The sequence below is a fragment of the Hymenobacter sp. genome (genome assembly GCF_031398885.1).
GTDB lineage: Bacteria > Bacteroidota > Bacteroidia > Cytophagales > Hymenobacteraceae > Hymenobacter.
Window position 1 is genome coordinate 129807 of sequence record NZ_JANNOD010000020.1, and the last position, 22008, is coordinate 151814.

A 22008-nucleotide genomic window follows, 5' to 3' on the forward strand; every position below is an offset into this window, starting at 1 on the left:
CTAGCCCTTAGCTGGACAGTTCTAGATGCAGCTTGGGCGCGCCGACTACGGGGGAATACGGGCAGGTTTCCGTAGCCAGTTGCCGAAGCCAGCCCTGGGGGGCAACCCCTCGCAGCGGCTGGCTTCCGTACGGGCGCGAAGCAAAGTAGAACTTTCTTGGCCACGCCGGTGCCGGTGGGGCGGGCGAAGCCGAAGCAACGGGCCTGCCCGCCGCGTCGAAGCGCGTTGTTTGCACGCGGGGCAGCGGCGTTCTTTCCGGCTTCACCGCCGGCCGATGCCCGGAAGGTCGTTATTTTGCCCCCGGACGCATTGTGCCGGCCACAAAATCCGTATAAAGCGTTTGAAATCCGTTAAATCCGTGGTCCATGAAACTGTTTAAGTCTGCCGACCTTATCCGCAAAAGCAAGTACATCAGCCGCGACCTGAGCTGGCTGCGCTTCAACTACCGCGTGCTCGACCAGGTGCAGGACGCCGGCCGGGGCCTGCTCGACAAGCTCAAGTTCCTGGCCATCACCAGCTCCAACCTCGACGAGTTTTTTATGATTCGCGTGGGGTCGCTCTACAACTACCTCGACTACGGCAAGGAGCGGATTGACTACTCCGGGCTGCGGGAGCTGCCGTTTCGGCGCAAGCTGTTGGATTTCGCCCACCGCTTCGTGAACGACCAAAGCCTGACCTACCTCAATGAGCTGAAGCCTAACTTCGAGAAGAACGGCTTCAACATCCTGAAGATGGGCGACCTTACCGAACTCGAAGTGAAGAAGGTGGACGGCTACTTCAAGAACACCGTGTTTCCGCTGCTCACACCGATGATGTACGACTCGTACCACGGCTTCCCGCTGATGATGAACCAGATGCTCATCTTCGGGGTGGTCACGCGCATCGGCAATGGGGTGGCCGTGGGGCTCGACGGCGAGGCCGAGAAAGGGCAGGAGCGGCTCACCTTCGTGCAGATTCCGCAGAACCTGACCCGGTTTTTTGAGCTCACCCGCAAAGACAAGGTCATCTTCGTGCCCATTGAGGAAGTGGTGCGCGAATTTCTGCCGCGCCTGTTCCGCAACGTCGAAATTCTGTCGGCCGACCTGTTCCGCATCACCCGCAACGGGGACTTCACGCTGGAAGAGTCCGACGACATCGACAACGACTTCATCAAAGAAATTCAGGTCGGGCTGAAAACCCGCAAGCGCGGCCGCGTGGTGCGCGTGGAAGTAGAGCCCAACGCCTCGGCCGTGCTCATGGCGGTGCTGCGCGAGCGGTGGAACATTGACAACGGCAACGTCTTCGTCATCAACTCGCTGATTGACCTCAAGGGGCTGTGGCAGATTGTGCGCCACCCCAGCCTGCGGGGCAAAACCGCCCGGCTGCCTTCGTCGGTGCCGCCGCTGAGCATGCCCGAGGGGGCCGACGAGAACATGCTCGAATACCTCAAGCACCACGACGTGCTGCTGCACCACCCCTACAACAGCATCGAGCCCATGGTGCGCTTGCTGGAAGAGGCGGCGGCGGACCCGCACGTGCTGGGCATCAAGCAAACCATCTACCGCCTGGCCGACGACTCCCGCGTGTCGGCTGCACTGCTCAAGGCGGCCGAGAATGGCAAGCACGTCTCGGTGCTGTTCGAAGTAAAAGCGCGGTTCGACGAGGAGAAAAACATCCGCGAGGGCGCCCGGCTGGAAAAGGCCGGCTGCTTCGTGATTTACGGCGTGAGCAAGTACAAGACGCACACCAAGCTGCTCATGATTATCCGCAAGGAAGGGGAGAAGGTGACGCGCTACGTGCACCTGGGCTCGGGCAACTACAACGAGCAAACCTCGCGCCTCTACACCGACCTGAGCCTGCTCACCACCAACGACACCTACGGGCACGACGTGTCGGAATTCTTCAACGTCATCACCGGCCACTCGCAGCCCGACGACTACGAGTACCTCATCACGGCGCCCAAGGACATGCGCCAGCAGCTCATCCACCTGATTCGGGAGGAAGTGAAGCACGCCAAAAAAGGCCAGGCCAGCGGCATCGTGATGAAGATGAACTCGCTCGAAGACAAGGAAATCATCGACGAATTTTACAAGGCGGCCAAGGCCGGGGTGCCCATTCGGTTCATCGTGCGGGGCATCTGCTGCCTGCGGCCGGGCCGGCCGGGGCTGAGCGAAAACATTGAAGTGCGCAGCATCGTGGGCGAGTACCTGGAGCACACGCGGCTGTTCTACTTCCACCACGGCGGCGAGGCGCGCGTGTACGCCGGCTCGGCCGACATCATGGTGCGCTCCTTCGACCGGCGCATCGAAGCCCTGTTTCTGATTGTTAATCCGCAGCTTAAGCGCGAAGCCATCAATATTTTGATGATGAACATGATGGACAATCAGAACAGCTACGTGATGCGCGAGGACGGCGCCTACATCCGGCAGCACCCGGCGCCCGGCGAGCCGGTGGTGAACGTGCACAAAGACTTTTTTAAGCGCGACGAAGCGCAGTTGGCCAGCGCCACCCCCGACGGGCTGTTGGCGTTGCTGGACGTGCAAGCCCAGCGCCGCCTGGACGTGGCCGCCGCCCGCGCAACCGCCGAAGAAGCCGCGGCGCTCGCGGCAACGGAACCAACCGAAGCGGAAACGGATGATGCCTTCGGGGAAGGCGAGCCCGATGAAGTGTACGAAGACGCCAACACGCCCGTGGGCCACGCCGACGAGGAAGGGGTGGGCGAGGAAGTGGCGCGGGCGTGAAGGAAGTTAAAAGTTGAGAGTTAAAAGTTAAAAAGCCTGCCTGACGATTCAAGTGAGTATTTTAACTTTTAAACTCTCAACTTTTAACTTCTTTCACGCCCGCGCTTACTCCAATTCGGCCGGCTCGTTCTGCATGTCGGGGACGGGGAGCTTGGCCGGGTGGTCGGCGCCGGGGTTGAGGTCGTCGAAGTAGTCTTCGAACAAGGCCTGGAGCATGCCGTCCTTGAGGCCAATGTCGGGCACCACCATGTTGTGGACGTTGGCCCACTGCATAGCCGAAAGGTAAATGTGGCCGGCGGGCACGATGACGTCGGCGCGGTCGGGGTTGAGCATGGCCACGTTCACGCGCTCGTTCATGGTCAGGCTGGCGAGGCGGGCCAGGGTGGTTTCGAGGCTGCGGCGGGTCACGGCCTTGCTGGGGGCCGCCGCGGTGAGGCTGTAGAGCTTGTTGATGTTGCCGCCCGTGCCAATGGCGCGCGTGACGTGGTACGCGCGGGCGTTGTGGCGCACCCAGGCCTCCATGCGGGCCCACAGCTCGGCCTGGGCCTCGGTGCTGGCGGCGCCGCTTTCCTCCTGCTGCATGCGCCGGATGGAGCCGATTTCGAAGGACTGCGCGGCCACTTTGCGCTTGTCGTGGTAGATGTTGAACTCGGTGCTGCCGCCGCCCACGTCGATGTGCAGGTAGTGCTTGTTGTCTTCCAGCACATGCTCGATGACGCGGTTGATGTAGAAGGCTTCGTCCTGGCCGTCAATCACCTTGATTTCCATGCCCAGCTCCGCGCGCACGCGGGCCACGATGGCGGGGCCGTTGGCGGCCGAGCGCATGGCCGAGGTGGCACAGACGAGGTAGTGAGCCACGCCGTGCACCTCCATCAGCAGCTTGAGGGAGTGCAGAAACTTGACGAACTGCTCCTCCTTGGGCAGGGAAATCTGGCCGGTGGCAAACACGTCTTCGCCCAGCCGCATGGGAAAGCGCACGTACTCCACACGCTTGAGGCGGTAGCGCCCCTCGTAAAACAACACGGCCGAAATCTGGCACCGCACGGCGTTGGAGCCGATGTCGATGGCAGCAATTTTGCGTAACGGGTACTCCACTAATGAACGGGGCCAGGTGAGCAGAAAGCTCAAAGATAGCGGCGGGCACCCGCTGCGCGCTACGGCGCGGCGCGCACCGCCGCGGGCTCGCCTTCGAGCCAGGCCTTGAAGCCGGCGGCTTTGCCGCGGCTCACGAGCATTTCTTCGCTGGCCGCGGGGTGCAGGTCGAGCTTGAGCTTGCCGTTGAAGTGGGGGTGCAGGCGGCGCACGGCGCTCAGGTGCAGCAGCAACTGGCGGTTCGCCCGATAGAAGTGGCCGGGGTCGAGCAGGCGTTCGAGCTGCTCAAGGGTGTAGTCGAGCACGAAGCGGTGGCCGTCGCGGGCCACGAGGGTGGTCAACTCGTGGCGGGTGCAGAAGTACGCCACCTGGGCCACGTCGAGCGGCAGCAGTTGCGCGCCGCTGTTCACCAAGAAGCGCGTTTTGTAGGGCCGGCTGGTCAGGGGCAGGCTGTCGAGCAGGCGCTCCAGGCGCTGGGCGCTTTCGGGGGCCGAGAAGCTGGCCCGCAGGTCGTGGAACTTGGCCAGGGCGGCCTGCAAATCGGCCAGCTTGACGGGTTTGAGCAGGTAGTCGATGCTGCGGACCCGGAACGCCTTGATGGCGTACTCGTCGTAGGCGGTGGTGAACACAATGGGGCTGGGCAGCACCAGGCCCTCAAAAATCTCAAAGCTGAGCCCGTCGCTGAGCTGGATGTCGGACAGGATGAGGTCGGGCGCGGGGTGCGTGGCCAGCCACTGGCGGGCGGCGGCCACGCTTTGCAGCACGGCCACCACTTCGGCCCCGGGGGCGGCTTGGTGCAGCAGGCGCTGGAGGCGCTCGGCGGCCGGGTACTCGTCTTCGATGAGCAGGAAGGTCATTTCCGGTGAGTAGTTATCAGTTGTCAATTGTTGGTTGTCAGTTGTCAGTGAGAACGGTCATGCTGAGCTTGCCGAAGCATCTCGCGTGGGGCAGTAATTCAATCGTTCAACGGTGCGAGCAAGATGCTTCGGCAAGCTCAGCAAGACGTTCTTTCTGCTCACTGCTCACTGCTCACTGTTATTGCAGCAGCGGCAGGCGCACGGTGAACAGCCCGGCTTCGTTGTGCACCAGCACGGGTTGGGGCGTGAGCAGGCGGTAGCGGTCGATGATGTTGCGCAGGCCGACTTTGGTGGACGTGGCCAGGCCGGTTTTGGGCTGCACGTTGTTGGCCACGCTCACGTAGCCGGCGGCGCCGCCCTCGGCCTGCAGCAGCACCCGCAGCGGGCTTTGGGGCGAGATGCTGTTGTGCTTGAGGGCGTTCTCGATGAGCATCTGCACGCTGAGCGGGGCCACGGCGCCCTGGCCGGCCCCAGGGGCAATGTGCTGCTCCACCAGGAGGTCGTCGCGGAAGCGGGTTTTGTGCAGGGCCACGTAGGCTTCCACGAAGGCCAGCTCCTCGGCGAGGGTGACCGTGGACTTGTCGCGGCTCAGCAGCACGTAGCGGTACACGTCGGCCAGCTGCTCCACGTAGCGCTGGGCCTCGGCGTTGGTATCGTCGATGAGGGCCGACAGGGTGTTGAGGGAGTTGAACAGAAAGTGCGGGTCGAGCTGGCGCTGCAGGGCTTCCAGCTCGGACTGGATGGCGGCGCGGGCCAAGGCTTCGGAGCGCTGGAAATTCTCCTTCCACTGCCCAAAGAAATACACGCTCTCGTACACCGACGTGACCATGAACGTGGGCGCGAGTTTGACGAGAAAGGCGTGCAGCAACTCGCCCTTCACGCAGAGCGGGACGCCCAGCAGCACCTCGTGCAACCAGTTCAGAAACAGCGTCGCCACGAAGGTGTAGGCGATGCTGGCCAGGGTCTGGAGCACGAGGCGGCGGGCGGTCTGGTCGTAGTGCGGAAACAGGCGCCGCATGAGCAGAAAGTTTGCCCGGTTGCCTTCCCACAGCAGCACCGTGATGAACAGACCGAACAGAAAGTGCCGGCCGGTGTCGGCGTCGTAGTGCTGGGGCCAGCCCGCGAACACCACGTGCATGATGACGCTCACCACGGGAATGCCGATAATGCGAATCCACTTGTCGTTCATGGCAAAGGCTAGTTGGGGGGAAGCGGTTGGGCGAAAGCGGGGGCGGGCGGAATCAAGTTACCGAACCACGAGCGAATCCTGGCGCACGGTGTAGCCGGCAAAGTAGCCCACGGCCGTTTGCGCCGACTGCGCGTTCACGTTGCGCACGTTGGTGCGCACGTTGGCGGGCGGCGCGGCAAACAGGCCGGTGTTGTTGAGCTGCGTCACAATCTCGTTCAGAAAGAAGAAATAGTCGCGCGGCACCGAGTTCATTTCCACTTTAATCCGGTCGCCGGGTACGAAGGTAATCTCCTCGGCCTGGTTGTTATTCAGCTCGAAGGCGCCGATGTAGCGGCCGTCCACCAGTTCATCGGAGCGCACGAACAGGTCGGAGGGCCGGTTGAGCAGTTGGCCGTTGCGAAATACTTTGAAGCGGTAGTAGTCGCCCACGCCGGGCAGCTCGGGGCCGTAGTAGAGCACGTAGTAGCCTTCTTCGTCCAAGCCGGTTTTGGCCCGGAACTCGGCCCGGATGCTGTCAATGGGCGGGGTGCGGCGGATTTCGGTTTCGGCCTGATACTGCTCGCCTTCGGCCTCGATGGTGAGCGTGTAGCGTCCGCCGATGCGCCCCTGAAACGTGCGGCTGGCGTACACGCCGGGCGCCTGCTCGCGCAGGGTTTCGGTCTGGCCCGCGTCGTCGCGCAGGGTGAGCACGGCGCCGGGCACCGGCGGCTGGGGCTGGGCGTCGAAATACGCCACGGTGCGGGTCAGTTTCACGGTGTAGGGGCCGGGCTGGTCGGTCACGGCGCCCTCCACCACCAGCAGGGGCCGGGCCGTGGGAATGGTTACGTCAATCACGTCCTCGCAGGCCGTGAGGGCCAGGGCGGCAAGCAAAAAGAGCGGGAGGCGTTTCATTAGTGGGGCTTGGGGACTTGGGAACTTAGGGGCTTGGGGCCGGCAGCGCAACGCGGCCCCGGCTATGGGTGGGCTGCGCGGCGAGCGAAGCCGGCAGTGAGGGTATCGATTTTGTTTTCAGCAGGGCGTTACCTACGTGTGAGGCCGGCCTTACCGCAGCCGGCCGCCTGGACTGGAGGCCGCTAGAAGCTGAAATTGTAGGTCACGGCCGGTAGCACCGTGCCGAACACGGCCAGCCGCACGGCTTCGGTGTTGCCGGGGCGGTCGGTGTTTTCGCGGAAGTAGATGCTGTAGGCGTTGCGGCGGCCGTAAGCGTTGTAGACGGAGAACACCCAATTCGTTTCCCACTTCGGCGCCCAGCGCGGCCCGCGGCCCCGGCGGCCCTGCAGGGTGGCGGCCAGGTCGAGGCGGTGGTAGGCGGGCACGCGGTAGTTGTTGCGCACGTTGCCGTTCACGTTGGGCAGTATCAGGCCCTGGTACTCGAAGCGGCTATCGGGGAAGGTGGCCGCGATGCCGGTGCTGTAGCTGAACGTGCCCGACAGGGTGAGGCGCGGGCTCAGAGCGTAGATGCCGACCAGGCTCAGGTAGTGGGTTTTGTCGTACTTGTTCACGTACCAGTTGCCGTTGTTGATGCCGTTTATCTGCCGTTCGCTGCGGCTCAGGGTGTAGCTGAGCCAGCCGGTGAGCCGGCCCTCGTTTTTCTTCAGGTAGAACTCGGCCCCGTAGGCCCGGCCGCGGCCGTAGAGCAGGTCGGCTTCAAGAAACTGGTTGAGCAAAGTGTTGGCCCCGTCGATGTAGTCCACCTGATTGTCCATCTGCTTGCCGTATACTTCCACGCTGGCCTCGTAAGCGTTGTTTTTGAAGTTGCGGAAGTAACCCAGGGCCAGCTGGTCGGCGCGCTCGGGCTTCACGTTGGTGGTGCTCGGCGTCCACACATCGAGCGGCGACGAAGCCGTGGTGTTGCTGATGAGGTGGATGTACTGCGCCATGCGGTTGTAGCTGGCTTTGAGCGAGCTGCTCTCCGTGAGCGAGTAGCGCAGCGAGGCCCTCGGCTCGGGGTTGGCGTAGCGCTTTATCACCTCGCCGGTGCCGAAGGTGCGCGGATTGATGGGTGTTTTCTGCCGGCCGTCGGGGCCGGTGTAGTCGTAGATGGTGCCCGCGCCGAGGTAGTCGAAGGCCGACACCCGCAGGCCGTACTGCGCCGAAAGCCGGCTCGTGAGCGTGTGCTCGTGGTCGAGGTACGCGGCGTACTCGTTGCCCTGCTGGGCCTGCAAATCCAGGGGCCGGAAGATGCTGGCCGGGTCGGTGGGCCGCACCGTGCCGGGCGCGAACTGGTAGAATACCGTGCTCGCTCCGTAGTTCAGGGCGCTGCCGGCGCTGCGCTGGAGGTGAAAGTCGGCCTTGAGGGTGTAGCTGCGAATGCCGGCTTTCCAGTCGAATCCCTGGGCGCCCTCGGGCACGCCCAGGCCGTAGTCGTACTCGCTGGCCGAGCCGCTGAACGTGCCCGAGAGCCGCGAATTGAACCCGTGGCTCCAGCCCACGGAAGCGAAGCGGTTGCCGAACTCGTTGCGAAACTGCTGGCCGAAGCTGAACACGTCGCGCCCCAGGTAGCCCGACACCGACAGCCGGTCGTTCGGCGTGAGCTGGTGCGACACCTTGGCCGTGAAGTCGTAGAAATACGCCCCGTTGTCGCGCTGGGCCGGAATCAGCTTCAGAAACAAGTCGCCGTAGGAGCGCCGCCCGGCCAGCACCAGCGAGGTCTTGTCCTTTTCCAGCGGCACCTCCACCGCCAGCCGCGACGACACCGTGCCGATGCCGCCCGTCACGCCCAGCCGCTGGGGGTTGCCGTCCTTGAGGCGCACGTCGAGCAGCGAGGCCAGCCGCCCGCCGTACTGGGCCGGGATGCCGCCCTTCACCAGCTTCACGTCGCGCACGGCGTCGGGGTTGAAGATGGAAAACAGCCCGAACAGGTGCGAGGAGTTGTAAATCGGCGCTTCGTCCATCAGAATCAGGTTCTGGTCTATCGTGCCGCCGCGCACATTGAAGCCGGTGGCACCCTCGCCCACCGTGCTCACGCCCGGCAGCAAGAGCAGGCTGCGCACCACATCGACCTCGCCCAGCAGGGCCGGCACCAGCCGAATGGTGCGGATGTCGAGGCGGCTCACGCCCATCTCGGTGCTTTTCACGTTCTCGTCGGGGCTCCGGCCGCGCACCACCACCTCGTCGGTTTGCACCTGCTGGGCGCGCAGGGTCAGGTTCTGGGCCAGGTCGCCGCGCAAGGTCAGCGTCAGCGTCTGGGGCGCGTAGCCCAGCGAGCTGAACGTGACGGCGTGGGTGCCGGCCGGTAAGCGCAGCGCATACAGCCCGTTTTCGTCGGCGGTGGCGCCCACGGCCAGCGCCTTTACAAACACGGTGGCCCCAATCAGGGCCTCGCCGGTGGCGGCGTCGCGCAAGGCGCCGCTGAGGGTGAACTGCGCGGCCGGCGCCTGGGCCAGCGCCCGGCTCGGCCCGGCAAGCAGCAGCGTCACTGCCAGTAGGGGCAGCCAGCGCAAAAGGAAGGGGATAACGGGCGGCATAGGTAAGGTGGTCAGGCCTTTGGTCAGGAAACAGCGGCGGAGTGATTAAGTCTGATGCTGGGCGCGTGGTTTGGGCCGCCGGGCCGGCATCAGGACCGCGGCGAGCGACGGGTTTCGGTACTTACAAAGTCGACCACATCGCCCACGGTAAGCAGCGGCACCTCGTCGGGAATGGTGATGTGGAAGCAGCTTTCCAGGTCCAGGATGACGTGCACGAGGTCGAGCAGGTCGAAATGCAGCTCGCGCATCAGGTGGCTGGTGCGGCGCAGGCGCGGCAACTGAATGGTTGTGCGGCGGCTGATGACCCGCCGGACTTGCCGGGCGACGGAGGTGAGGGCGGGGGCGGCGAGGGTTTGCATCGGGTGGGAGACTAAAAAGTGAAAATTCAGGTTCGCAGCACCGCAAAGCCTAGAACGTGAGCCGGTAGAACGGCACCGGCAGGAAGCCTTGCTGGTAGGAGGTGCCCACTTTGTTGGTGCGCGGGTTGTAGGCGCGCTGAAACACGTTCTCGTTGCCGGTCACGTTCTGCAGGTCGAAAGCGATTTCGTGGGTGAGGCGGGCGCGGTTGATTTTGTAGCCCAGCTTCACGTCGGCCCGGAAGTACTGCGGCAGCTGCTGCGTGAAGGCGCGGTCGTAGTCGAACATGGCCCGGCCGGCGTCGCCGGAGGCTTCCAGGTTGATGGGCGTTTCGTAGCGCCCGCCCGTCACGGCGCCCTTCAAGCTCACGGTGAACGTATTGTCGCGGCGGCCCAGGCGGAACTCGCGGCCGAACAGGGCATTGGCCACGTAGCGGGTGTTGAAGGGCGTGTTGCGCTCCACCTTGTCCGAGCCCTTATACTTCGACTCGAACAAAGAGCCCGTGAGCAGGAAGTAGTAGCCGCGCGAGAAGCTGCGCTCCAGGGTCAGTTCGGCGCCGTAGTTGCGGCCGGTGCCCGCGTTCACCAGGTTGCCCTTGGTGGAAGCGTTGAAGTCCACGCCCTCGGTCAGGTTGGAGTAGTAGCTGGCGGTGCGCTCCACGGGGGCGTCGAAAATCCACTGCTGGTAGCCTTCCACGCGCAGGCGCAGGTTGTCGGACAGCTGCCGGTCGTAGGCCAGCACCAGGTGGTGGCTGCGGGTGAAGTCCAGCTCGCGGTTGGTTTCGGCGTAGCTGCCGTTGGGCTGCTGGGTTTGGGTGAAGTAGCTCAGCAGCGGCTGCAAGGTGCTGTGCAGGCCGTAGGCCAGGCTCACGCTGCTGGCCGGCGACACCTGGTACTGCAGGCCCGCCCGCGGCTCCAGCACCGTGCTGCCGTTCAGCTCAAACCGCGAGGCGTTCACTCCGGCGTTCAGCGTGAGCTGGTCCGAGAAGCGGTGCTTCCACTGCACGTAGGCCTGGCTCAGGGCGGTGTTGCCTTCGGCGTCGCGCTCGGGCCGGGCCACGGGGTAGGAGTAGGCCGCGAAGTACTGGTAGCGCAGCAAGTCGACGATGACGCCGGCCGAAACCCGGTCGCGGGCGCTGATTTTGTGGGCCAATGAGAAGTTGGCCGAGAGCTTGTCCTGGGTAAAGTCGACGTTGTAGGCCGGCACTTCGGCCGTGATGCGCCGGCTGCCGGGGGCGTACAGGATGGTGTCCTGCTGGTACTCCTGGGTGCTGCGCGAGCCCGACAGCACCACCCGGCCCACGGTGCGGTCGGTGAAGCGGTGCTCGTAGGACGCCGCCGCGATGCCAGTCGAGAACTTGGGCCGACCGTTCAGATTCTCGTCGCCGAACACGTCGGCCTTGGTCGAGTCCACGTCCTTGCCCAGGAAGGTGATGTTGCTGCGCCCGCCCAACGTCCAGGCGCTGAACGTGCCGCGGGCGCCCACCGGCACGTCCACCTTGGCCGTGAAGTCCTGGTACTCGGGCGTGCCCGAAATCTCGTAGCCCACCGCTTTGAGCAGCGAAAACAGCGAATAGCGGTAGTTGACGAGGTACGAGGCTTTCGACTTCGGGCTGAACGGCCCTTCCGCCCCAAACTCCACGCCGTTGAAGCCGACCTGGCCCAGAAACTCGCGCTTCTCGTCGTTGCCCTTGCGCAGGCGCAGGTCGAACACCGAGCCCAGGGCGTTGGCGTACTCGGCCGGGAATGCGCCGGTGAGGAAGTCGGACTTGGCCAGCAGGTTGTTGTTGAGCATGCTCACCGGCCCGCCGGTGGTACCCTGCGCCCCGTAGTGGTTGGGGTTGGGGATGTTCACGCCGTCGAGGCGCCAAAGCAGGGAGGCGGGGGAGTTACCGCGCACCACGATGTCGTTGCGGGTGTCGTTGGCGCTGCTCACGCCGGCAAAGTTCTGGGCCATGCGGGCCGGGTCGCCCAGGGCGCCGGCGTAGCGGTTGGCTTCCACGGGCGAGAAGGGCCGGGCCGAAACGGTGGCCATCTCGTTGTTGGCCACGGTGCGGTCCTCGCTGCGCTTGTAGGTCACCGTCACCTCGTCGAGCTTGGTCAGCCGCTCGGTCAGGGCCAGGTCGAGCACGACTTCCTTGCCGGCGGTCACGGTTACTTCGTTCAGGGTCAGCTCCTCAAAGCCCACGCTGCTGATGCGCAGCTTCACGCGCCCCACCGGCACGCCGGTCAGCCGGAAGCGGCCGTCCACGTCGGTGCTGGCGCCGAGGGCGGGCTCCACGCCCACTACCACCACGGTGGCCCCGATGACGGGCGCCTTGGCCGCGGCGTCGAGCACGGTGCCGCGCACGGTTTGGCTGGCGCCGGCCTTCGGTTGGGTGGCGGTTTGGGCCTGGGCGGGCGTAAGCCCCGCGGCAGTAAATAGAAAAAGTAGGGTATGGAAGAAGTTGCGCATGGCCTTTGGTGGTTGGTTGAGGCACCAAAGGTTGGCAACGGGGGCAGCGGCCGAAAGCGGATTTGCGGCGAAGCGGCGAGCGGCGGGGGCGAAGCGGCGGAAACGTATGGCGGGACGCGCCGGGGCCGCGCAGTTTTTGCCGTTAATTCTCGCCGTTAATCAGGTTCACCACCAGCGTAACCAGCGTGTCTTTGTCTTCGGGCTTGCTCTCGGCGATGAGCAGGGTGAGGGCCACGAGGGCGTTGTCGGCCAGGCGGCGGGTGCCGTCGGGGTGATAAAGACAGGCGTTGCGGTCGAGGAAATACACGAATAGAAAAGCTGCAATGCGCTTATTACCGTCTGAAAATGAGTGGTTCTTCACCACGAAATAGAGCAGATTAGCTGCTTTTTCCTCCACGCTCGGGTACAAATCCTGCCCGCCGAAGCTCTGGTAAATCGTACGCACCGAGCTTTCAAACGATTGGTCTTTCTCCCGCCCGAATAAGTTAGAACCGCCATACTGCTCGCGCAGGGCATCCACGGTTGCCAAAGCTTCCTCGTAAGTCAGCTCGTACCCACTCGTAGCAGCCACGGTCTCCCTGGCCACGCGCAGGCGCTGGTGGTCGTACTGGTCGAGCACGTCGAGGGCGCGGGCGTAGTCGCCCAGGATGCGCAGCAGGGCATCCGACTGGTTGGCGCTCAACTCCTGGCTGGCGGCGATTTCGCCCTGCAGCTGTACCAGCCGCTTGAGGTCGGCGAGCTGGCGCTGGCTTTCGCGCAAGCGGCGCTCGTTCAGGGCGTAGCCTTGCACCAGGAAGTCGCGCAGCACCTGCGTGGCCCAGCGGCGAAATTGTGTGCCCTTGACGGAATTGACGCGGTAACCGACGGAAATGATGACGTCAAGGTTGTAGTGCGCAATGCGGCGCGTCACTTCCCGCCGGCCTTCTTCCCGAACTACCGAGTAATACTCGGTAGTTGAACCAGCGTATAGTTCGCCGGTTGCGAAGATATTGCGAACGTGTAATCCAATAGTATCCGAATTTTTCCCGAACAACGTGCTCATCTGCGCCTGGGTCAGCCACACGGTTTCGTGCTGCAGTTGCACGTCGAGGCGAATGGCGCCGTCGGGCGACTGGTAGAGAAGAACGTCTTCCTGGCTAGGGCTGGGCTGCATAGTGCGAAATATTGCCGCAAATCTATGCAAGGCAATAAGGAGATTATCAGGGTAGTGGTAACAGGGGCTGCTCTACTTGTCAATCCGAAAGCCCAGCCCGAACTGCAACAGCGTGTTCTCGGCCGACTGCTGGTAGGAGAAGGTGAGGGCCAGGGTTTCCACCACGGGGGCGAGGTAGAAGCCGCCGCCGTAGCCCGCGCGCCAGCCGCCGGGCGAGGCGCCCTCGTAGTACACCCGGCCCCGGTCGTAGAAGCCGAACACGCCGTAGTAGAAGGGCAGGAAGCCGTTCTTGACCTGGCCCAGGGCCAGGCGCAGCTCGGAGTTCAGGTACAGGCTGGCGTCGCCGCTGAAGCGGTTGCGGTAGTAGCCACGCAGGCCCTCGCGCAGGCCCAGGGAGGCAAACTTGTAGAAGGGAATATCCGCGTCGGGGCCGTAGTTCCGGGCGCCGCCGCCCTTGAGCACCAGCGTGACGGGCAGGCCCAGGCGGGCGGTGCCGTAGTACTCGGCGAAGCCCTGGGTGAGGCCGAAGGTGCGTTCGTTGCCCGAGAGCTGGCGGTAGGTGTCGTGCTGGGCGCGCAGGCGCACGCCGCGCCGGGCAAAGGCTTGGCGGTCGCGCAGGTCGAGGTCGAACACGGCGCTGAGGCCCAGCAGGCGCTGGGTGCTGGTGTTGGGGCGAATGTCGTCGGTGCCGGGCGTCTGGTTGAGCACGCCCAGGTAGCTGGTCGGGGCGAAGTCGGTGACGTAGTACTCGTAGCTCGGGCCCACGCGCACCACGCTACGCTGGAAGAAAATCCGCTCCAGAAAGCCGTTGACCGTCACGCCGCGGTAGCGGGCGCGGTAGAAATTGTTGTCGTACTGGGTCTGGTCGAGCCGGGTGTCGTTGCCCAGGCCAAAGAAGTTGTAGAACGGGAAGTAGTTGCCGTAGCTGAGGGCGCCGCCGGCGTCCACCCGGCCGATGGCGTGGCGGTGCCGGGTGCTGGCCGTGAGCTGCCGCTGCCCGCCGGTGCTGTACTCGGCCAGCACCGCGTACTGGTTCTTGAAGCCCGGCTTGCGGAAGCCCTGGCGCGTGAACGTGGCCCCGCCGCTCACCGTGAAGCCGTCGTTGCGGTTGTAGCCCAGGCCGACGGTGGGCCGGTAAGAGTCGTACTCGAACTGCTCCCGGTCGTAGGCATTCACGCCGGGCCGCGGGCTGGTGTGGTTGTCCGATTCCGAGCCCAGCTTGAGGTCCGTATCGGGCACGTCGTACACCTTGGTGAGGGTGCGCAGGCCGGCCGCGCGCGAGTCGTCGGCGATGCGGTCCGGGCCGTCGCCGCCGATGACGCGCACCAAAATGCTCTTGCTACCGCCGTCGCCGGTCACCGTGAAAATGTCCCGGCCGTCGAGGCCGTACAAGCACACCTCGTCGGTTTCCCGGGGCTTAAACGTCCGGTCGAACAGAGCCGCGCCTTCGGGCGCGTCGCCTTCCTTGGCCCGGTCGAACATCTGCACGCGCACCTGCCCGTCGGCCAGGCGGCTCACCTGAAACACCTCGCCTTTGTTGCTGCCCACCACGTCCACGCGCTTGGCCAGCAGCAGGTAGTAGTCATCCAGCGCCTTGGGCAACTCCTGAATGCGCGACTTCAACTTGCGGTTGATGTCCTGACCCGAGATGGCTTGAACTTCAGCGGGCAGCTGTTTCGTGGCTTCGTCGATGATGCCGGGCGTCAGCTTGCCTTGCAGGTACTGGCCGGCTTCCTGCCACTGCTCGCGGCTGAGGCTTTGCAGCAGGAACCGGTCGAGGTGGCGGGCGGGCCAGTTGAGGCTTTTGAGGTCTTCAAACTCTGCCTGAAAGCCTTCGATGCTGGGCACGGCCCACTCGCGGTTGGCCACGTAGGTGAGCAGGCCGTTCCAGAGGGTGAAGCTCTGGTCGCGGTCGCGCGGGATGGGGCGGTAGAGCGTGCCACCGCCCTTCTGCTTGTAGCCGGCCCATTTCCAGTTGTCCTCGTGCTTGCCGAAGTCGGCCACCAGCATGTCGAAGGCGCGGGCGCGGGCCAGGGCCGGCGCGTCCACGCGGTTGTCGTGGTCCTTGTAGAGCTTGCGAAACAGCCCGAAGCTGCGCGTCACCTCGTCGGAGCCGCCGAAGCCGGGCAGGTTGGGCTTGGGGTCCTTGGGGCTGTCCTCCAGGGTGCCGAGCAGGCCGGCGTACTGCTCGCGGTAGGCGCCGAGCTGCTGGTTGTCAGGCAGGCGGAACAGGCGGGGCCGGGCGTGCAGGATGTCGGTCTGGTCGAGCAGGTAGCTGATGGGCAGGTTCGAGTACGGGTTGGCCGTGGCCGTCACGTCGCGCAGGATGTCGGAGGCGACGGAGTTGCGCAGCTCCGGCGGCAGAATCTTGGTCACGTCCTTGTCCACGGAGCGGAACACGTATTCCGAGCTGTCGGCGGCGATGAGCTTGAGCGAAGTGGTTTGGCGCCCGCCGCCCTTGCCCGTGGGGCGCAGGCCGCCCTTCTCGGCGGCGAGGTTGAGCGTGGGCACGGCCACGGGTTGCAGCCACGAAGAGCGGTAGTTGCGGCCGATGAACAGGTTCTTGCCGCCCGTCGGCTTGTATTCCGGGCCGGGCACCACTGTGGTGCTGGCCTGGAAGGTGGCATCGGGCTTGGCCTCGGCGGCGCTTTTGGCCACGCCGGGGCAGTCGGTGATGAACGGATTGGCGGGCGGCACCTCACGGGACCCCTCCGGGGCCCGACCCCCCGCAAATGCTTGATTCGCATTACCCGTGGAGAGGGGGGAGCCAGGCGACTGAGTACCTGCGCAGGCCGAGCGGAACAGGGTGGCGGCGTAGACCTCTTTGGCGGGTTGGTTGGCTTCGTCAAAGGTGTAGAAGTGGGACTTGACGGTGCCGTCGGCGAAGTATTCGAGGGTCGAATACCCTTCCGCGCGCTCGTTGTAGAGCGACTGGCCGTTGGCGCCCACGTGCTGGCTTTGGGCGAAGCTGCCGCTAACCACGTGGTAGTTGCCCTGAAAGGGGGTGAGCTGCAGGCTGAAGTCGTGGGCGGCGGCGTAGACGACGCCGGGGTTGCTTTGCAGGGTGTTGAGCAGCTCTTTGCGCAGGTCCTGGTAGCCGGGGTAGGCTAGGTCGCGCGGGCTGCCCACGTTTTGGCGGTAGGCGGCGTAGACGGTGCCCAGCACCGGCGGGCTCAGGTGGCGCGACAGCGGCTGAGGGCCGCCGTACACGCCGTTGGTGACCACCGGGTGGTGGCCGACGAGCAGCACGTTCTTGTTCTTGGTGTCGTCAATCAGGTCCTGGAGCTGCTCGCGGAACTCCTCCTTGGTCAGCGTCTTGCAATCGGTATCGGGGGCTTCGGGGCGGTCGAAGGGGTGGGTGAACCAGGGGGTGTTGAGGGCCACCAGGCGCACCAGGGGGGCCACGTCGACCACTTCGGGGCCGGGGCAGCCGTTGGTGGGCAGGAAGGCATTCTGGCCGGGCAGCTGCTTTTCAATGTACTTCTCCAGGCGGCGCACGGCTTTGAGGCCATCGGCGCCGGAGTTGGCCCAGTCCTTGTCGCCGGGCAGGAAGTAGATTTTGCCCAGCGGCAGGTCTTTTACCAGGGCGATGAGGGCGTCGGCCCGGCCGCGCTCGGCCAGCGCCAGCGCGGAATCGCCCTTGGCGGCCAGGCCCGTGTTGCCGACGAGGTCGCCGAGGTGCACCACGGTGAAGGGGCCGGTTTGCTGCTCCAGGGTTTGGCGCAGCAGCTTCAGGCGGGCGGTGGGCAGGTTTTCCTGCGCGGTATTGCCCAGCAGGAAAACGGTGTGGGCGGGGGCCGCCGCCGGGGTTTGGGCAGAAGCTGGGCCGTTGGTCAGGCCCAGGGTGGCGAGAGCGGCGAGGTAATGAAGGCGCATGGGTATCGGGTTAGGTTTCGCTTACGCGAAACTCGGCTCAATGAACGCGCCGGGGTAATGATGCTGTAATGTTGGAGGGGCTTGGGGGTTTTGGGACGCGCGGCGAGCCAGAAGCTCGAAGCCAGGGGGCAGCGCGTCGGAGACGCGCGCCAGCGGGGGGGGGAGCAATGGCAATGGGCAGAAGGAACGTCATGTCGAGCTTGCCGAGACATCGCGCCCGCTGCGTTGAACGATTGAATTACTACCCCGAGCGAGATGTCTCGGCAAGCTCGACATGACGTTCTTGTAGTGTACGGTTCACTGCTCACTGCTCACTGCTCACTGATAACTGCTCCCACGCTCATTGCTCATTAAGCGCAGCTTCAAGCTCTTGCAATACCTTAGGGACGCCGGTGCTGGCGGGCTCGGCCACGTAGCGGACGCGGCGGCGGCCGGCTTCGGGCTGGTGCGGGTCGATGACGTAGACGGGGCAGCCGGCGGGGGCGTAGTGGAGCAGGCCGGCGGCGGGGTACACCTGGAGGGAGGTGCCCACCACCAGCAGGGCGTCGGCGGTGGCCACGGTTTCGGCGGCTTCCTCGATGGCGGGCACCAGCTCGCCGAACCAGACGATGTGGGGGCGCAGTTGGTGGCCGTCGGGGGCGAGGTCGCCCAGCCGAATGTCGCCGGGGCAGTCGTAGACGGTGGTTTCGTCGGCCACGGAGCGCATCTGGCGGAGCATGCCGTGCAGGTGGAGCACGGCGCTGGAGCCGGCGCGCTCGTGCAGGTCGTCCACGTTCTGGGTGATGATGCTCACGCGCCAGCCGGGCCGGGCCTCGAAGCCGGCCAGGGCCCGATGGGCGGCGTTGGGCTGCACGGTGCGGGCCTGGGCCCGGCGCTGGTTGTAGAAGTCGAGCACCAGGGCGGGGTTGCGAGCGAAGCCTTCGGGGGAGGCCACGTCCTCCACGCGGTGGTCTTCCCACAGCCCGTTGGTGTCGCGGAAGGTGCGGATGCCGGACTCGGCGGAGACACCGGCGCCGGTGAGGACGACGAGGTGCTTGGGCATGAGGTTAGTTGTCAGTTGTCAGTTGTCAGTTGTCAGTTGTCTGGTGAAATGGTGAAATGGTGAAATGGTGAAATGGTGAAATGGTGAAATGGTGAGGGGCAAAGGTAGGGGGCAGTAAAAAAAGGCCCCGCCTGGAGGGGCGGGGCCGGGAGAGGAACGAGGGAGAATGGTGTTTTTCCGCGACGACGCCGGGGGGAGGCGGCGGGAAGGCCTAGCTGGGCGGGGCCGCCTGGCGGGTCGCGACAGCGGCCTAGCGGGCGGTGAAGCGGGCTGTGGCCGCGCGGCCAGCGCGCGAAACGGCGCCGGCCGCGCGGCCGGCGAGGCTCAGAAGTTGAAGTCACGGGGCTCGCCGGCCAGCTCGCGGCCGCGCAGAATAAACTTGGGCTGGTAGCTTTCTTCCTCGGTCCAGTCAAGCTCCGCGAACGGCGGGCGGGTGCCGTACAGCTTGGGCCCCGTGACGGGCAGGCCCAGCGCGCGGTTTTGCTCTTGCTCTTGCCAGACCTCGGCCAGCACGTCGGCCAGCTGGTGGCCCCAGGCCCGCATCCCGGCCGCTATCAGCGCCTGCCGCCAGTCGGCGTGGGCGGCGATGGGCCAGGGCGACGCCTGGTTTTCCAGGGCGCGTTCCAGCCAGGTGGTGGCCTCGAACAGGTAGCCGTGGCGGCGGCGCGAGTCGTCGCGGTCGGCCTGGTACCAGCGCAGCAGGCGCGGCAGCTCGGCGGGGTCTTCAAACTGCCGGAAGTACGGGGTGTAATCGTCGTGGTGGCTGATGAGCGGGTGCCAGGGCAAGCTGGCGGCCATGTCGCCGCGGGCACGCTGGGCGGCCAGCTTCTCGGCTTTGTCGGCTTCGGTGAGGCCGAGGTAGTACGCCTCTTTTTCGCCGCGCACGTCGGGCAGGGTCAGCAGCAGGTCGGTGCCGGTGGCCGCGTTGTGGTACGCGTACCAGGCCGGCAGGGTGCGGTACGCCCGGCGTTCGTCAGCGGCGTAGCGGTCGTCCTTGTCGGCGTCACCGGCATCGTCGTCGGTATCGTCCCCGCCGCTTTCGGCGGTGCGCCGGAAGGCGTCGTAGTTCTGCCACGACCAGTTGCGGCCGGGCACGTAGGCATCGGAGCGCAGGTAGGCCTCGTAGAGGGCCACCTCGTCGGCCGTGAGGGGCGGCAGCCACGGGCAGTACTCGATGTACTTCTCCCACTGCCGGAATTCCTGGGTGTGGCGCACGCCGGGGAGCGTGAGGTGCTCGGCCCGCCAGCGGCACTGCAAATCGAAGAGCTTTTTCTGCTGAATTTCCCACAGGTCGTGGGCCGCCGCCTCGCGGATTTCCACGAAGCGCGCGCCCGCCTGCTTCAGCAGCAGCGGCCCTTTGAGGTAGGCGCCGGCTTTGGCGTTGGCGTACAGGCGGGCCACGTGCGGCCGGCTTTGCGCGAAGTACGGCGCCGTGGCCTCCTCAAAGGCGGGGTGCGCCAGCAATTCGGCCTCGAACAGGCGCGTGAGCCCGGCCAGGTCGCGCTTCGTCTGCGCTTCTTTGAGGTAGGCCGCCCGCGCCTCGGGCGTGGCCGGCAGCGCAGGGTCGGCAGCTGGGGAGGGGGAGTCTTCCATGAGGGGGTGGGCGCGCCTTCCTGGCAACGCGCCCCTAAAGTAGCCGCTAGCGTGGTTACCAGGTTGGGGTGCGTGGCACTTCGGGCTAACCTCACCCCCGGCCCCTCTCCGATGGAGAGGGGAGCCGGACGACTTGTGGACGAGCCCAGGTGCGGCAGCCTTGCAAATGCACGGCGGGCGCCGGGCCGGGGAATGGGGGCAAGGATGGCGGGGTGGATAAATGCAGCTTGCCGCTGGAAGACGAGCGTTGGCCGGCCGCGCTGCCTAAAACCGCCCCAGCTCGTCGGCCCCGAAGGTCCATTCCGGCGTTTCAAACGCCCCGTTCAGTGCCTCGGCCGGGAACCAGGCGGCGCCGGTAGCGGCGCGCAGCACGTGGATGCTTTGGGCGGGCATGTAGCTCTGGGCCAGAAGCAGGTACTGGCGCCGGGTGGTCGGGTGCGCGGCCACGTCGAGCACCAGCACGGCGTGGCCGGGGGCGCCGCCGTGGATGAGCACGTCGCCGGGCTGCACGGCGGGCAGGGGCACGGGGCGCAGCTCGCGGCTGAGCGACATGGTGCCGGCGTAGCCGAACGTGGGGATGAAGTAGCGGGCCAGGGCGGCGTGGGTGGGCGCCTCGGCGGGCCGGGCGGCGGGCGTCACTTCCTCGCCGCGCACTTTGAACGTCTTGCCCGCCACGTAGTCCGAAAACCAGAAGTCGTAGCCCGTGGTGAGGTGGAAGTGCACCTTGTTGGGGTCGTGGCTGAACAAGTACTCAGCCCGCAGGCGGATGACGGCGTCGGCGCACTGCTGCAAGTCCTGGGTGCCCACGTCGATGTCGACCACGGCGGCCACCACGTCCTGGCGGTTTTTCAGGCGGCCGTCGTAGAGGCGGGCGGGGGTGCCGGCGGGCCGCAGCGGCAGGTACCGCAGCCACTCGCCCCAAGAGCCGGCGGCTACGGGCACGCGCCGGCAGCCGGCGGGGGCGGGGAAGCGGGCGGCCAGGGCCTGACTAGCGGGGGCGGGGCGGGCCAGCCAGGGGTAAGCCGGGGGCGTCGGAGGCGGGGCGGCGGCAGTTGACGAGAGCAGCAGGGTCGGGAAAAGCCAGGAGGGGCGGAGACGCGGCATGGGTTGGGGGAGGAGGAGGCCTGGAGTGGGGTGCTAACGCTCGGGGGCGCGGGGTATTCTTGTTGGGAAGAAGTTAAAAGTTGAGAGTTAAAAGTTAAAATCCCCGACACACTGGACTTTAACTTTTAACTCTCAACTTTTAACTCTGTATATGAGACGGGGAGATTCTTACATAAGGAGGTGAAACGGCGGCGGGCTGGGGCCGCAGGCCAGAGGCCTGTTAGTAGTCGGCGCGGGGCTGGCGCCCCGCGCCAGTATTAGGGCGGCCCGTGGAGTGGGGCGGTCTGGGGAATATCTTTGCTTCTGAATGTCTGCCGCCGACGATAGTATCCTTGAGGCCCGTTTGGCGGCCCTGCGCGGCACCGACGAGGCGGCGTGGATGGAGGCGGTGTTCCGGGCGTTCTACGCGCCGCTGGGGCAGGTGGTGTACCGCGTGGTGCCTGACCGGGCCGTGGTGGAGGACCTGCTGCAGGACGTGTTTCTGCGGCTCTGGCAGGGCCGCGCCGCGCTGCCGCCGCTGGAGTCGCACCGCGCCTACCTGACGCGGGCGGCCCTGAACGCCGCCCTGCGCTACGTTGGCCGCAACAAGCGACAAGTGGCCTGGGACGACGCCCCCGCCGCCGATACCGCGCCAGCCGTCACGCCCGACGCCCTGGCCGCCCTGCACCACGCCGACACCGAAACCGCCGTAGCGGCGGCCCTGGCCCTGTTGCCGCCCCAGTGCCGGGTGGTGTTCGAGCTGAGCCGCTACGAGGAGCTGAGCTACCGGCAGATTGCCGAAACGCTGGCAATTTCGCCGAAGACGGTGGAAAATCAGATGGGCAAGGCGCTGCGGGTGCTGCGCGGGGCGCTGGCCGGGGCGCTGCGGAATTTGTACTCGGTGCTGCTGTAGGGTGCGGGGCGGCCGGCTGGCCTCACGAGACAGGGGGGAGCCAGTCGTCAGTTAAAAGTGAAGAGTTAAAAATCGTCTCCTTTCTACAGCAATCTCATGAACGATGGACGGTCGAGGTAGAGACGCATATTTGCGTCTCGTCGTTAGCTTTCGGTTGAACGACCATCGCCCGAACGGCGCAGAAGACGAGACGCAAATATGCGTCTCTACCT

General features: G+C 65.5%; 14 protein-coding genes. 2 read left to right on the forward strand and 12 right to left on the reverse strand.

All coding sequences use genetic code 11. The features are described 5' to 3' along the window. The first annotated feature begins 365 nt into the window (after positions 1–365). Positions 366–2720, forward strand: coding sequence for a polyphosphate kinase 1 (ppk1, locus tag RMO51_RS02750; RefSeq protein ID WP_310391770.1), 2355 nt, complete (start codon positions 366–368; stop codon positions 2718–2720). Between the two features lie 105 nt (positions 2721–2825). On the opposite strand, the gene RMO51_RS02755 is transcribed toward ppk1, so the two are convergent. From RMO51_RS02755 to RMO51_RS02810, 12 genes are all read right to left on the reverse strand, one after another. Next, positions 2826–3848 (reverse strand): phosphatase, encoded by a 1023-nt coding sequence (locus RMO51_RS02755; RefSeq protein ID WP_310391772.1) that lies wholly within the window; start codon positions 3846–3848, stop codon positions 2826–2828. Positions 3849–3874: 26 nt separating this feature from the next. After that, positions 3875–4669, reverse strand: a complete 795-nt coding sequence (locus RMO51_RS02760; RefSeq protein ID WP_310391774.1) for a LytTR family DNA-binding domain-containing protein — start codon at positions 4667–4669, stop codon at positions 3875–3877. Positions 4670–4847: 178 nt separating this feature from the next. Continuing rightward, a complete protein-coding gene (locus RMO51_RS02765; protein WP_310391776.1) occupies positions 4848–5858 on the reverse strand; it encodes a histidine kinase in 1011 nt (336 codons plus the stop codon). Between the two features lie 57 nt (positions 5859–5915). Further along, a complete protein-coding gene (locus tag RMO51_RS02770) occupies positions 5916–6749 on the reverse strand; it encodes a DUF4249 domain-containing protein (protein ID WP_310391777.1) in 834 nt (277 codons plus the stop codon). A 182-nt stretch (positions 6750–6931) separates the two neighbouring features. Beyond that, a complete protein-coding gene (locus tag RMO51_RS02775) occupies positions 6932–9301 on the reverse strand; it encodes a TonB-dependent receptor (protein WP_310391779.1) in 2370 nt (789 codons plus the stop codon). A 113-nt stretch (positions 9302–9414) separates the two neighbouring features. Beyond that, positions 9415–9684: an acyl carrier protein gene (locus RMO51_RS02780; RefSeq protein WP_310391780.1), complete on the reverse strand. Its 270-nt coding sequence runs from the start codon at positions 9682–9684 to the stop codon at positions 9415–9417. A gap of 49 nt (positions 9685–9733) precedes the next feature. Further along, positions 9734–12136 (reverse strand): TonB-dependent receptor, encoded by a 2403-nt coding sequence (locus RMO51_RS02785; protein WP_310391781.1) that lies wholly within the window; start codon positions 12134–12136, stop codon positions 9734–9736. 142 nt (positions 12137–12278) lie between these two features. Beyond that, a complete protein-coding gene (locus RMO51_RS02790; protein WP_310391783.1) occupies positions 12279–13289 on the reverse strand; it encodes a virulence protein RhuM/Fic/DOC family protein in 1011 nt (336 codons plus the stop codon). A gap of 72 nt (positions 13290–13361) precedes the next feature. Continuing rightward, positions 13362–17165, reverse strand: coding sequence for a hypothetical protein (locus RMO51_RS02795; protein WP_310391784.1), 3804 nt, complete (start codon positions 17163–17165; stop codon positions 13362–13364). A 340-nt stretch (positions 17166–17505) separates the two neighbouring features. After that, positions 17506–18207, reverse strand: coding sequence for an NAD-dependent deacylase (locus tag RMO51_RS02800; protein WP_310391785.1), 702 nt, complete (start codon positions 18205–18207; stop codon positions 17506–17508). A gap of 324 nt (positions 18208–18531) precedes the next feature. Next, on the reverse strand, positions 18532–19800 hold the full coding sequence (locus tag RMO51_RS02805; RefSeq protein ID WP_310391787.1) for a hypothetical protein: 1269 nt from the start codon (positions 19798–19800) through the stop codon (positions 18532–18534). Positions 19801–20064: 264 nt separating this feature from the next. Continuing rightward, positions 20065–20904 (reverse strand): DUF4846 domain-containing protein, encoded by an 840-nt coding sequence (locus RMO51_RS02810; RefSeq protein WP_310391789.1) that lies wholly within the window; start codon positions 20902–20904, stop codon positions 20065–20067. 307 nt (positions 20905–21211) lie between these two features. Here RMO51_RS02810 and RMO51_RS02815 point away from each other — a divergent pair, with 307 nt between their 5' ends. Further along, a complete protein-coding gene (locus tag RMO51_RS02815; protein ID WP_310391790.1) occupies positions 21212–21796 on the forward strand; it encodes a sigma-70 family RNA polymerase sigma factor in 585 nt (194 codons plus the stop codon). Positions 21797–22008: the final 212 nt, after the last annotated feature.

What these genes read in the sequence shown, in the direction of transcription:
- RMO51_RS02810 (WP_310391789.1), bottom strand. Translation starts at nt 20,904, where the DNA reads ATGCCGCGTCTCCGCCCCTCCTGGCTTTTCCCGACCCTGCTGCTCTCG.
- RMO51_RS02795 (WP_310391784.1), bottom strand. Translation starts at nt 17,165, where the DNA reads ATGCGCCTTCATTACCTCGCCGCTCTCGCCACCCTGGGCCTGACCAAC.
- ppk1 (WP_310391770.1), top strand. Translation starts at nt 366, where the DNA reads ATGAAACTGTTTAAGTCTGCCGACCTTATCCGCAAAAGCAAGTACATC.
- RMO51_RS02765 (WP_310391776.1), bottom strand. Translation starts at nt 5,858, where the DNA reads ATGAACGACAAGTGGATTCGCATTATCGGCATTCCCGTGGTGAGCGTC.
- RMO51_RS02815 (WP_310391790.1), top strand. Translation starts at nt 21,212, where the DNA reads ATGTCTGCCGCCGACGATAGTATCCTTGAGGCCCGTTTGGCGGCCCTG.
- RMO51_RS02805 (WP_310391787.1), bottom strand. Translation starts at nt 19,800, where the DNA reads ATGGAAGACTCCCCCTCCCCAGCTGCCGACCCTGCGCTGCCGGCCACG.
- RMO51_RS02785 (WP_310391781.1), bottom strand. Translation starts at nt 12,136, where the DNA reads ATGCGCAACTTCTTCCATACCCTACTTTTTCTATTTACTGCCGCGGGG.
- RMO51_RS02770 (WP_310391777.1), bottom strand. Translation starts at nt 6,749, where the DNA reads ATGAAACGCCTCCCGCTCTTTTTGCTTGCCGCCCTGGCCCTCACGGCC.
- RMO51_RS02780 (WP_310391780.1), bottom strand. Translation starts at nt 9,684, where the DNA reads ATGCAAACCCTCGCCGCCCCCGCCCTCACCTCCGTCGCCCGGCAAGTC.
- RMO51_RS02760 (WP_310391774.1), bottom strand. Translation starts at nt 4,669, where the DNA reads ATGACCTTCCTGCTCATCGAAGACGAGTACCCGGCCGCCGAGCGCCTC.
- RMO51_RS02800 (WP_310391785.1), bottom strand. Translation starts at nt 18,207, where the DNA reads ATGCCCAAGCACCTCGTCGTCCTCACCGGCGCCGGTGTCTCCGCCGAG.
- RMO51_RS02790 (WP_310391783.1), bottom strand. Translation starts at nt 13,289, where the DNA reads ATGCAGCCCAGCCCTAGCCAGGAAGACGTTCTTCTCTACCAGTCGCCC.